Annotated in this window: 10 protein-coding genes and 2 pseudogenes; 3 read left to right on the top strand and 9 right to left on the bottom strand. The window is 69.4% G+C overall.

Going from position 1 to position 12,004, the window contains the following annotated elements:
- Window positions 1-150: 150 nt before the first annotated feature.
- The 3 genes from CC117_RS11320 to CC117_RS11305 form a co-directional block, all read right to left on the bottom strand.
- Window positions 151-1,722 (bottom strand): ABC transporter substrate-binding protein, encoded by a 1,572-nt coding sequence (locus CC117_RS11320; RefSeq protein ID WP_071083694.1) that lies wholly within the window; start codon window positions 1,720-1,722, stop codon window positions 151-153.
- Window positions 1,723-2,250: 528 nt separating this feature from the next.
- Window positions 2,251-3,537, bottom strand: coding sequence for a CaiB/BaiF CoA transferase family protein (locus CC117_RS11310; protein WP_071083692.1), 1,287 nt, complete (start codon window positions 3,535-3,537; stop codon window positions 2,251-2,253).
- Entirely contained in the window at window positions 3,534-4,058 is a 525-nt protein-coding gene (locus CC117_RS11305) for a gamma carbonic anhydrase family protein (RefSeq protein WP_071083691.1), read from the bottom strand. Before CC117_RS11305 ends, CC117_RS11310 begins: the two co-directional genes overlap by 4 nt.
- A 603-nt stretch (window positions 4,059-4,661) precedes the next feature.
- Here CC117_RS11305 and CC117_RS11300 point away from each other — a divergent pair.
- Window positions 4,662-5,288 carry a TetR/AcrR family transcriptional regulator gene (locus tag CC117_RS11300; protein WP_071083690.1) on the top strand — a complete coding sequence of 209 codons (627 nt, stop codon included), beginning with the start codon at window positions 4,662-4,664 and terminating at the stop codon, window positions 5,286-5,288.
- On the opposite strand, the pseudogene CC117_RS40490 reads toward CC117_RS11300, so the two are convergent.
- From CC117_RS40490 to CC117_RS11275, 6 genes and pseudogenes are all read right to left on the bottom strand, one after another.
- Window positions 5,252-5,344: pseudogene (locus CC117_RS40490) on the bottom strand (DNA-binding response regulator); the annotation flags it as partial. The gene CC117_RS11300 and the pseudogene CC117_RS40490 sit on opposite strands and share 37 nt — an antisense overlap.
- A 409-nt stretch (window positions 5,345-5,753) precedes the next feature.
- A complete protein-coding gene (locus CC117_RS11295) occupies window positions 5,754-6,443 on the bottom strand; it encodes a hypothetical protein (protein ID WP_071083689.1) in 690 nt (229 codons plus the stop codon).
- A gap of 149 nt (window positions 6,444-6,592) precedes the next feature.
- Window positions 6,593-6,919 (bottom strand): annotated as a pseudogene (locus tag CC117_RS38900) (helix-turn-helix domain-containing protein).
- 110 nt (window positions 6,920-7,029) lie between these two features.
- Complete coding sequence (locus CC117_RS11285) at window positions 7,030-8,013, bottom strand: PaaI family thioesterase (protein ID WP_265338900.1); 984 nt, start codon at window positions 8,011-8,013, stop codon at window positions 7,030-7,032.
- 246 nt (window positions 8,014-8,259) lie between these two features.
- A complete protein-coding gene (locus tag CC117_RS11280; protein ID WP_241830018.1) occupies window positions 8,260-8,784 on the bottom strand; it encodes a cupredoxin domain-containing protein in 525 nt (174 codons plus the stop codon).
- A gap of 246 nt (window positions 8,785-9,030) precedes the next feature.
- On the bottom strand, window positions 9,031-9,909 hold the full coding sequence (locus CC117_RS11275; RefSeq protein WP_071083686.1) for a hypothetical protein: 879 nt from the start codon (window positions 9,907-9,909) through the stop codon (window positions 9,031-9,033).
- A gap of 144 nt (window positions 9,910-10,053) precedes the next feature.
- On the opposite strand from CC117_RS11275, the gene CC117_RS11270 reads away from it, so the two are divergent.
- Together CC117_RS11270 and CC117_RS11265 are read left to right on the top strand one after the other, a co-directional pair.
- Complete coding sequence (locus CC117_RS11270) at window positions 10,054-10,713, top strand: response regulator transcription factor (RefSeq protein ID WP_071083966.1); 660 nt, start codon at window positions 10,054-10,056, stop codon at window positions 10,711-10,713.
- Between the two features lie 20 nt (window positions 10,714-10,733).
- A complete protein-coding gene (locus CC117_RS11265; RefSeq protein WP_071083685.1) occupies window positions 10,734-11,960 on the top strand; it encodes a sensor histidine kinase in 1,227 nt (408 codons plus the stop codon).
- Window positions 11,961-12,004 lie beyond the last annotated feature (44 nt).

The raw sequence follows: 12,004 nt of genomic DNA, 5'->3' as shown, positions 1-12,004 counted from the left end.
CGTCCTGTCTCAACCAGCACCCACCCCCGAGTCACGGAAACAAGGTGTCGGGTTGGGCCGGGGCGGCAGGCCTGCCGACGCCTCGGAACCACGACCTTTGGTCGCATCAGGTGACGAGGCCCGGGCCACCCACGCCCTCGATCTGACCGTTCAGTTCTGGACCCAGAGTTCCTCTGGCTGCAGTGAGCCGAGGCCGTACTGCACGAGTCCGCCGACGTTCCTGGTCGAGACGGCACTGGGTGCCGCCTGCGCAAGGAAGACCACCGGGGTCAGCTCGGCCAGCCTTTCCTGCAGTGTGTCGTAGGCGGCTTTGCGTTCGTCGTCCGATGTCGCGGTGCGGGCGGTCACGAGGCTTTCGTTGAGTGCCGGGTCGTCGAGGCCGGACAGGTTCGCCGCCGAGCTCCCGTGGAAGGTCGTCCACAGCCGCGGTTCGGGGTCCTGGAAGAAGGCGGACGAGATGAGCACATCGAAGTCGTGGGTGGTGCGCAGTGCGGCCAGCTCCGTGACCTCGATTGTCCTGATCCTGACGGTGACGTTGGTGAAGCTGCTGAGCTGGGCCTGGATGTTCTCCGCGATCGCCTTGCCGTCTGTCGTCGGCACGCTCGAGAAGACGAAGGACAGCGGCTTGCCGTCGGCGGCAATCTCGTCGAGGAGCCTCTGCGCCCGTGTGCGGTCCGTTGTCGCCAAAGGCCTGTCCGAGTGGTAGGGCGAGGCCTTGCTGAAAAGTGTGTCGACGGGCTGACCAGTGCCGTTGTAGACGGCCTGGTTCAGGGCGTCCATATCGATTGCCGCGGCGATGGCCTGGCGGGCGCGGACGTCGTCGAACGGTGCCCGGCGGGTGTTCAGCGCCAGGAAGATGCCGCCGCCGGACGGTATGACATTCGTCGGCAGGCCGGACTGCTCGGCCTTGTCGAGGTTGATCCAGTTCGACTCGACGGCCACGTCCGCGCCCCCCGTGAGCACTGTGTTCAGGCGCTGGCTGCTGTCGAGGGCCGCGCGGAGGGTGAGGCGGTCGAGGTAGGGCTTGGGGGCGTCCCAGTAGCGGGGGTTCCTGACCAGTTCCATGGCGGCCTGACGGGTCCAGCTCCGCAGGGTGAAGGGCCCCGCGCCGATCGGGTTCGCATCGAAGGCCTGCTGCCCCTTCTTCAGCGCTGGCGGCGAGGCGATCCAGTTCATGGACGAGGTGAGGACGGCCTGGGCGTACTTGGGCACCGGAGTGACCATGGTGATCTTCAGGGTGGTGTCGTCGACCGCCTCCGTGGAGGCGATCATCGATGCCTCCGACCGGGAGATGGCGGCGGTGGCCGGGTCCTTGAGCCTGTCCCAGTTGAACTTCACGGCCTCGGCGTCCAGTGGGGTCCCGTCGGAGAACACCAGGCCGGCCCGCAGCTTCAGCTCGAACGTCGCCCCGGCGTCGGTGGTCCTGAACGACTCGGCCATGGAGTACCGGATCTCACCGGCCGACGAGTCGGTCATCAGCGTCCCGTACAGCGCATTGCCCACGACGCCGGTGGTTGCGTAGGCATTGCCGAGGGCCGCCGGGTCCAGACTCCGCGGATCGCTGAGGGTGAGTATCCGTCCCTGGCCACCGGCAACCGGTTGCCCGGAAGCACCCGAGGACGGGCCGGGATCGCTGTCTCCGGCTCCACCACAGGCGCCCAGGACGAGCGTCGCGCAGCACACGGCGGCAGTGACGAGTAATCGTGCCTTGTGAATCACCATGGACCTCTTGTCTGCGTCGGAAAAGATGATTGGGGACGGGTCCGGCAGGCACGGGGCACGGGGCACCGGTCGGATGGATGAATGGCCGTGCCAGGGTGCTCCGCCGAGAACCCGGCCGGTGACAACGAGGCAACCCCCGGCCGGGTCGCCGTCAGTCCGACGCCGGGAGAATTCTGGGCTTGACCAGTTCCAGCGGAATGCCATCCAGTTCCAGCGCCCCGGCGCCCTGCCGGACACAGAGGGCCTCAAAGGAGCCGCCCGGGGCCCGGTACCTCTTACCGAGAAGGGTCTGAGCTTCTTCCGGCCGGTCCGATCCCTCCGCCCGGTCTGGCCGGTCTGGCCGGTCTGGCCGGTCTGGCCGGCCTGGCCGGTCTGGCCGGGCGTCGGTGGCCTGGCTGTCCCCCGCGGTCATGGGTTTCCCACCGCAGGTGAGGACTCCCCTGCCGCCCTGGGTGATGATGACCTCGGTCGTGCAGGTGGCGCTGTGCAGGCGGGTACCCGGTCTGAACTCTGTCACCGGGCCGGCCATTAGAGGATTTCCTGTTCGCGCAGGCGGGAGATGTCGTCCCAGGTCAGGCCGAGCACGTTGATCAGGATTTCCTCGGTGTGCTCGCCGAACTCGGGCGCCTGGCGTTGGATGCGGGCCGGCGTCTCGGAGAGCGCGACCGGGAACCCCGGGACCCGGGTCCTGCCCATCGCGGGGTGGTCGAACCAGGTGATGTAGTTGTTCGCGATCGCCTGAGGGTCGTTCGCGATGTCGGCGGTGGTGTTCACCGCAGTGATCGGCATGTCGCCGGAGGCGAGCAGCCGGCGCAGCCAGGTGTCCCGGGATTCGGCCGCGAAGATCTTGTCGAGGATCGCGACGCAGGCGCGGGCGTTCTGGCAGCGGCTGATGTGGCTGGCGAACCGTGGGTCGCCGGCGAGCGACTCGGGACTGCCGAGTGCGTGGAGGAGGTTGGCCCAGTGCGGGTCGGACTGGACCATGGCCATGGCGATCAGCTTGCCGTCCGCGCACCGGTAGTAGTTCCACAGCGGATTGCCCGGGTTCTCCCGCGARGGGGGTTCGTCGCCCAGGTGCCTGCGGAACGTCGAGGTGGCGACACGTCCGTCCTGGGTCATGAGTTCCAGGGCGAGCGCGAGGCCGCGCAGGGCGAGCATGCTGCCGAACAGGGATGTGTCGACCCGCTGGCCCACCCCGTGGCGTTCCCGCGCGAGGAGGGCGGCGAGCACGCCGTAGGCGAGCATGATGGCGCCCATCTGGTCGGCGAGGCCGCTGTCGGCGATGCTGACCTCGTCGGTGCCGGGTTTGAGCATCAGACCGGAGCGGGCCTGGCCGAGCAGGTCGTAGGCGCGGGCGGTGCGCTCGGGGCCGTTGGGCCCGTAGGCGCTGCCGGCGCCGTAGACGAGCATCGGGTTGTCGGCGCGCAGCGTCTCGTAGTCGAGTCCCAGCTTCTCCGCGACGGTGGGCCGGAAGTTCTGGATGAACACGTCGGAGCGGGCGACCAGCTGGCGTACCAGCGCCACGCCCTCGGGCCGTTTCAGGTCGACGGCGATGCTGCGCTTGTTGCGGTTGTTGACCTCGAAGTACGGAGAGGTACCGGTGTCGGGGAAGGCGAACTGGGCCCGGCCCGAGTCACCGCCGAGCCTCTCCTCGATCTTGATGACGTCGGCGCCGAGATCGCCGAGCATGGCGCCGGCCACCGGGCCGTGCTGCCAGATCGTCCAGTCGATGACGCGGATACCAGCCAGCGGCCCGCCCGGATCACCTGGCCCGCCCGGATCRCCTGGCTGGCCTGGCTGGCCTGGCCCGCTCATGCCCGGCTCCAGATGCCCTGGCGGCGGTACTCGTCGGCCATCTTGCGCATCGTGGGCAGGTAGGTGGAGGCAAGCCGCATCGCGTGCTTGGGGTTGTCCGGATCGATCTTCGAGTGGACCTTCGCGGGAGCACCGACGGTGAAGCAGTACTCGGGAATCTCCACCTGCTCCAGCACGACGGACCCGGCGGCGACGGCGCAGTGGGCACCGACCCGCGACAGCGGCATCAACGCCGCCGTGTTCCCGATCATGCAGTCGTGGCCGACGAAGGCCTCGATCGTGCAGTTGTGCCCGATCATCACGTTGTCCTCGATGTGCGTGCTGGTGTGCAGCACCGAGTTCTCCTCGATGTGGACGTTGTTGCCGATCCTGATCGGGGTGGTGTCCGACCGGATGACCACACCCGGCCAGATCGAGCACTCCTCGCCGATCTCGACGTCACCGATCAGGGTGACGTTGTCGGCCACGAGCGCGGACGCCGCGACCCGCGGACTCTTTCCGTTGAAAGGTATGATGATCATTGCATCTCCTCTGTCGGGGCCGAGGTTCGAAATCCTCTGACCGGGGACGCGAGCCTCCGCCGAACACCGCGGACAGGCGGCACCTTCCCGTACTCTCCCGCCATCGCCGAACGGCGGAGGAAAGCCGGRAAAAGGCAGGGCTCAACCCGGGCCGGAAAAGTGGACGGCTACCAAAAACAGCAGCCCGAAAAGAATGTGTCGGGCGCGTCAGGGCCCGGGCTCTCCACCCGACTCGCACCATTTCACGCGCGGCACCCCATGAACCTGATGGAAGCGGCGACCCGAAGGTAAGGCGGGGTCACCCTGTCCGTCTGGACGCATGCTGGCTCCACGTGTCTGCGTACCGTGCCGCGGCCCGTTTCGCCACGGGGCAGGCTCGGCGTCTCCGCCCGCAGTCCCGGCCTGGGCCAGTCCTGCGATGCTGTGGTTCAGGCCCGCTACCTGCGAACTCTCCGGCTATGACACTAGTGCAACAACTGGGGGTGGTCAAGGTCGGGCCTGTCGGCACGTGCCACGGCGCCGAGGGCGGACCCAGGGCGGGGAGCCTCCGACCACAGGACGACCGCCCTCACCCGCCGGGCCACGTGGGTACAATCTCGACGCGTGCCGGAAACACCGATCCGCGAGCGCGATCCGAACGCGAAGCGCGTCCGCATCGCCGACGAGGCCCTTCGTCTGTTCCAGACACAGGGATATACAGAGACGACGATCGACCAGATCGCATCAGCAGCACGCGTCGGCCGTCGCACCGTCTTCCATCATTTCCCGACGAAAGAGGCCGTCCTCTTCGATCACCTCGTCGTACGACGCGAAGCCGCGACCCAACGCCTGCGCGAGAGACCGGCCGATGAACCGCCCCTGACGAGCCTGCACCTCCTGCTTCGGGATCTCGCCGAGCAGGGTTACGAACAACGGCTCGTCGAGCAGATCCGGGCCGTGGTGGCGACGGAGCCACAGCTCGCCGCGGAGCAGTTCTCGACAGGCAGTCGGGCGTTCGAGACGAGTCTCGCCGCGGTCCTGGAGAGCAGATGTGGCGACACCGTCCCGGCGCTCGAGATCCGTGCTCTCACGAAGATGGCGCTCGGCTGGTTCGCCACGGCCGCCCACGTCTACCTCTCCGAGGAACGGCCGTCCCTGCTGGAATGCTTCGACGACGTTGTCGCGATCTGCTCCCAGGCGAGCGCACGGGATCTTCAGGGCCTGCCGGCCGCCACGAAGCCGGACTCATAGGCGATGACGACTGCGTGGGTGCGATCACGTGTGCCGAGCTTGGCCAGCACGCTTGCCCGACAGGTTCTCCGCGATCACCGTGTCGGCATCGATCCCGTGCTTCGCGAGTCGCTCCGCAGGGGAAACCGGGAGACCTCCGTCCAGTTCGACCTTCACGGCGAGGTACGAAGTGGCACGAGATCCTGCCGGGCCAGACGTGCCCCGTAGGCAGCCGCCGTGCGGATCCCTGACACGGTCAGTTACGGGTACTCCGCGATAATCTCCGCATCAGACATACCCTCGGCAAGGCAGTCGAGCACTAGGCCCGGTGCACCAGGTCAGCGGACGGCTCAGCGGACGGCATGGATGTCCACGGACGCGGGATCGCGATGGTTCGCGAGCCCACCGGCCGCCACCCGCGGCCAGGCCCGTGACCACTGCCCGGTCCGTCCGCGTCAGCCGCACCCGAAGCGCAGTCCGCAGGTATCAGGAAACCGCGAAGAACGTCTCCGAGGCGTCGGAAGCGTCGACCGCAAACACGATCCAGGTGCCGCCCACGACCTGGTCCGACGGCACTGACTTGCAGACGTTCCCCTGCGCCGAGGCACCGGCGTACACATTTCCGCCGTCGATGAGAGGTTGTGGGAGAGCCCCGCAGACGTCGTCGACGTTGAGGTAAAAAGTGTTGCCCTTCGAGCCGACGAACTTGAATCCCAGTTCCGCCCATGCCGTGCCCTCGTCTGGTCCTCTGTAGGTTGCCTCCAGGGGCACCATCACGTACTGCCGGCCGGCGATCGGGGGCTTGTTGAAGGTGTTGGCGGCCAGGACCTGGTCGGTGGCGTCCTGGATGGTAAGGCCGAGCTTGACGTCCCAGTCTCCGATCCTGGCGGAGGTGCCGACGGGGAGGGGATCCTGACGGGTACCGGGCTTGCCGGCGACCGCTGGGCTGCCGCTCTCGGCCGGGGCGTCGCGGTCGGCGGGAGTGYCGCTGCCCGCTGGGGTGTCACCCTGGGCGCGGTTGTCACCGGCCGCCGCATGGCCAGCGGACGGGTTGACGTTGACAGTGCCGCCTCCCTCAGCTGGGTCGCTGCTCGCGCAGGCAGTCACCAGGAGCAGAGCGACGGTGGCAAGAAGTGCGAAGAGGACGACCCAGGCCGACCTTGCAGACCTTGCCATAAGCCCGACATTGTCTGTTTTGCGTAGACTTCGGGGTTCAATGTCGGGTATCAGACTGGATCAGGCGTATCCGGGAATCGTCATATCGATTAACCGGCCCCGCTTGTCTGTGGCCGAACACGTGGCCCTGATACAAGACCGGCAGCAGCTCACGCGATCTGACGGAGATCGTTTCCGCAGTCGAAGATGATCCRCATCCGAGCCCCCCGTGCCCGAGCGTAACGGCTCAACGTCGCTACCTCGTTCGCCAAGATCGCCGTTCTCGATCTGGCTTACCCGGCCCGGCGAGACGCCCATCAGGTCGGCCACCTGACGCTGTGTCAGGCCCAGCCGTTTCCGCTCCTCAGTAAGAGGAAGGCACTGGCCCATGCCTCGGTGCGCGCCCGCTCGGCGGCGAGCGCGTCGTCATCCCCGTCATTCCGCTGCGCCGGACGGTGGTTCCGGCTCGACCGGGTTCGCGGCGCGACCCTGGCCAGGGAGCAGGTCGCGCCGCGCGACATGGTGGAAACCTTCGGCGAGCCGCCGGCGGACGCCCGACCCGTCCACGTCGACTGATCACGACGGACGGGCGCCTGCGTCCTACCTGCTACTGCCTTCTCCGTAGGGTCACGGTGGCGAGGGCGAGGATCTGGTTGTCGTGGCCCGCATCGGTGACCTGCACCGTCACGACGGAGTGGTCGCCAGCGTCGCGCAGGACCGTGCCGGTCGTCCGGGCTGGTCCGGTCCGCACCTGGGACAGGAAGTGGATCTGCAGGTCCGTCGCCGCCAGACCGGGGCGCATCGCCTCGGCCGCGGCTTCGATCATCACGGCCAGGGCTCCACCGAAGATCGTGCCGATGCTGTTGGTCACGGACGGCGTGAGGTCCAGATCGAACTGGCCGATGCGCGGCTCGAGCAGCCGCAGCCCCAGCCGCTCGTGGAGAGAGCCCTCGACCGGCTCCGGCACACCGGTGTGCCGGACCTGCCCGATCCACTTTCCCGGGTCATAGTCGTCCATGCCCGCGGCCGCAGCCCGCGGAAGGCGGGCAAAGCTGATCAGACCGGCGCCGGCCCTGGTCAGGCCGGCCGGAGCCGCCGACGGCCCCGCCTGATCGATCAGCCACTGGAGCTTCTCGATGTCGTCCACCCCGTGCCCGTCGTAGACCGCGGCGGAGGCGATGGCGACCTTCTTCCCGACCCGCACGAGCTGGTTGTCCACCACGATCGGGCCTTCGGTGATCGGATCCGCGCCGTGCAGTGAGATGTCCTGGGTGGCGGTCCAGTCGGGCCGACAGGTGATCATCGTGGGATGGGACGCCCCGACGTCGAAGATGGTCAGGATCATGCCCGGCGAGACGGAACCCCCCGGCGAACGGACAGCGTCCGTGAGCGGCGCCGTCATCAGGCAACGCCGCTCGGAGACGATCAGCTCCGTGAGCGCCGCGTCCCCGACGAAGCTGCGGCGCGGCGCCGCTTCCGGGGACAGCGCCGCTTCCGGGGACAGCGCCGCTTCCGGGGACAGCGCCGCTTCCGGGGACAGCGCCGCTTCCGGGGACAGCGCTGCTTCCGGCGAGTCGGCCTCGGGCGTCATACAGCACTCCGATCTGAGCCACCGGCTCGTCGCAGCAGAGTCCACGCAGGCGCGGAAACAGCGCCCTGCGCGGTCTCGAAGCGCGTCCCGGAGCCGGGCTGGCTGGTGACGCCGGATTCGACGTTACCCGGAGGAACACGGTCGGCGCGCGGCCCTGGTCATGAGACTCCGGGCACCCTCATGGACCCGAGCAACCCGCGCCGACCTGGCCTTGCGCATGCGGAGGGGCACAGGACGCCGCCGCGCCTATGCCGTGACCGTCACCGTTCCGGTCATCGACGGATGGATCTCGCAGATCACCGTGAACGTTCCGGCCTTGCTGAAAGTAACCGTGGCGCTCTGGCCCTGCTGGAGTCGGCCGGTGTCGAAGCCGCCCTCCGCGGAGGTCCAGGTGTGCGGGGCACTGTCGTTGTTGACGACGGTGATCGTCTGCCCGACCTTGAAGGTCGCGGTCTGCGGGCTGAAGGCGAAGTTCTCGATGGTCACGGTCGTGGCGCTCTGAGCGCCGCCTGCCGGTGCTCCGGTGGCAGCCGCGGCCGGGGTCGTGCTCGACGGGTGCGACCCGTAGGACGACGACGAGTGGTTCGCGCCATCTGTCGTCGCTGCCGCCGGAGCTGACGAATCCGGCGTGACCCCGGCGGCGGTGTCCGTATCGTCGGACCCTCCGCAGGCGCCCAGCGCGAACGCCAACGCGGCGCCGGCGACGGCGAGGCGAAGGGGAGCCCCCGCCATTCCCGTCTGGCGTCCTCGGGTCATGTCTCTGAGGTTCACAGTGTCTCCTCGCTCATCGTCATCCGCCCTTTCCGGTGCTGTGGCACGGAACGATGAGCGGATCGGCTGGGGACCATGGTGCTGCCCCGGATCCGATTCGCCTGCGCTCTGTCACTCCTGCGACCGGTCGCTCATGCGACGTCCGACGAGCTCGCGATGAGATAGCTGGCGATGGCGCGTCAGGCGGGTGGGGCGAACCACCGCCCGCCTGACGCGGCAGCTCTGCCGGTCTCGGCCAGAGGCGGGCTAGGGGCGGGCTGCGGCCACGGCTACCACCGCCGTGGTGGCCCCGTCCGCCGAACGCGTCTCCAGGGCGAGAGCGGGCAGGCCGGCCTCCTGCGCGCACTGGCCGAGCGCGGTGACGACCTTCGCGTCGGGTGCGTCAGGAGCACCAGGCATGTCGGGAGCACCGGGCGCGTCGGGAGCACCGGGCGCTCTGCCCGGCCGTCCCGGTGCCGGGCCGTCGCCGGAGCCCGCCTCACCATCGATCACCAGACCACCGCCGAAGCGTGGCCCACCGCCGATGACCAGACCCGGCCCGGGATCCGACCCGCCGCCCGTCACCAGGCCACCACCAGCGGTCGACCCACCCCCGATCGCCGGACCACCGCTGCCGCCGGAGCCGACGAAGCCGCCGGAGCCGCCAGCGCTACCGGGGCCGGGAACCGAACCGGCGCGGACCGGCCCCTCCGCGGGCGGAAGACCAAGCACCTGCGTGGTGCCGGGCGCGGGGAAGACCACGCCGGCGGCCCGCAGACATTCCGTCACGGACGCGTTCTGTTCGGCGGTCAGCGGTTCGAGCGAGGGCGGACCGCCGATGGGCGCGGGGGTGGGCGCGTACTGCTCACAGGCGTCCAGGGCCTGCGGCCCGTGTTCCGGATCGAGCGTCATCCGCAGCAGTCGCCGGTGCTTCCCCGACGATTCGGTCTGCACCTGGGCCCCGTTCTCCTCGAGGCACCGGGTGAAGGGGTCGTCCGGCGGGAGGACGGGAGCCCCGCCTGCCGCCGTTCCGGGTTCGGGCGTGTCAGCCGTCCCGGCGGCCATCGCCAGCGCGGGGCTGCCTGCACCGGCCGCCATCACGATCGCCGTCCCGAGCAGGACGCTCGCGGACCATCGTCGTCTCATCTGCCACCTCCGCCTCGTGGCCGGCGCGGTTTCGCCGGCCACGACCAGATCTAGTGGCCGAGCGATCAGGGTTCCGTAAAGATCGCCGCTTACGCTTTCTTTACGGTCCGCCGCCGATGATCGATGTGGGAGGAGGGCGGTCGCGTGCGGATTCTGGTGGTCGAGGACGAGGCGATCCTGGCCGAGGCCATCGCCGAGGGCCTGCGCCAGCGAGCCATGGCGGTGGACACCTGCGGGGACGGTGCCAGCGCCCTGGAACTCGCGGCGCTCCATCCCTACGACGTGATCGTGCTCGACCGGGATCTTCCGGTGGTGCACGGCGACGACGTGTGCCGGGCGGTGGTCGCCACCGGCGGCGACACCCGGGTCATCATGCTGACCGCCGCCGGGGACGTCGCAGATCGGGTGCACGGGTTCGGGGTGGGGGCCGACGACTATCTGACCAAGCCGTTCGCGTTCGCCGAGCTGGTCGCCCGGGTGCAGGCACTGGGCCGGCGGGCCCGGGCCGCGGTGCCGCCGGTGCTCCGGCGGGCCGGGGTCGAGCTGGACGTGCCGAGGCACCAGGTTTCGCGGGACGGTCGTTTCATCCAGCTGTCCCGCAAGGAGTTCGCCGTCCTGGAGGTCCTCATGCGGGCCGGCGGGTCCGTGGTCAGCGCCGAGGAGCTCCTGGAGAAGGCGTGGGATTCCAACGTCGACCCCTTCACCAACGCCGTGCGGATGGCGGTGATGACGTTGCGCCGCAAACTGGGCCCGCCCCCACCGATCGAGACGGTGGCCGGGGTCGGGTACCGCCTGAGCGGCTGACGAGACCTCGACCGGTCGCGATGTCGGTCAGGGTCCGGCTCGCGCTGATGTGCGGTGGGCTGTTCCTCCTCAGCGGCGTGGTGCTGCTGGCGGTCAACTACGTCCTGGTGCGCGCCGCGCTGCCGGCGGCCACCGCTTCCGCCGAACTGTCGGTCAGCGGGACGGTCTCGATGCCCGGAACGGCGGGGCCCCCGCCCCATGTCGCCGGCATGCCCGCTCCGGGCCCGGAGACCGGCGCCCTGACCGTGGTCAGGGCCGTCCGCAGCTATCGCGGAGACGTCCTGAACGCCCTGCTGGTGCAGTCCGGGGTGGCGATCGGGGCCACGCTCGTGCTTGCGCTTCTGCTGGGGTGGTTGGTGGCCGACCGGACGTTGCGACCGGTGCACGCGGTGGTCTCGACGGCCCGCCGGCTCGGCGCGGACAACCTCGATGCGCGGATCCGGCTACGCGGGCCTCGCGACGAGCTGACCGAGCTGGCCGACACCTTCGACGAGATGCTCGACCGGCTGGCCGCGGCCTTCGACAGCCAACGCCGGTTCGTGGCCAACGCGTCGCACGAGCTGCGCACACCGCTGGCCGCCCAGCGCACCCTCGTCGAGGTCGCGATGGGCCGGCCCGGGGCCGAACCGGCCCTGCGCGAACTCGGCACCCGCCTGTTGACGATGAACGTTCGCATCGAGGCCCTCATCGAAGGGCTGCTGGTGCTGGCGCGCAGCGACCGTGGGCTGGCGGCCCGCCAGTCGGTGCACCTCGGCGAGGTCGTCGAGGCAGTCATCGACGCGCACCGGCCGGCCGCCGACCAGGCCGGAGTGGAGCTGCGGTGGGACAGCGCCGGCTGGAGCCATACCTGCTGGGACGGTGCCGCCAGACCGTCTGATGCCGGGTGGGGTGACCGGGTGCTGGGTGACCGTCTGCTGCTGGAGCGGATGCTCTCCAACCTGGTCGACAACGCGATCAAGTACAACCGGCGCGGCGGGACGGTGTGGGTGCGCGAGGGTGGGTCCCCGGTCCTGTGCGTCGCCAACACCGGGCCCCCGGTGCCGCTGTCGTCGACCGTCGACCTTTTCGAGCCGTTCAGCCGGGGCGGGCGAGGCGGGCAGGGACCCGAGCCCGGCGCCGGGCTCGGTCTGTCGATCGTCGCCTCGATCGTGCGCGCCCACGGCGGCACGGTCCAGGCTGCGTCTCGGCCCGAAGGCGGTCTGGAGATGATCGTCTCCCTGCCGACCCAGGAAAGATCCTCTTTGTGAGGGGACAAAGCTGACGGATCTTCCCCCTGGTCGCGGAGTCCGGG

The sequence above is a fragment of the Parafrankia colletiae genome, from assembly GCF_001854655.1.
Taxonomy (GTDB): Bacteria; Actinomycetota; Actinomycetes; order Frankiales; family Frankiaceae; genus Parafrankia; species Parafrankia colletiae.
This window is presented reverse-complemented; position numbering and strand designations above follow the sequence as displayed.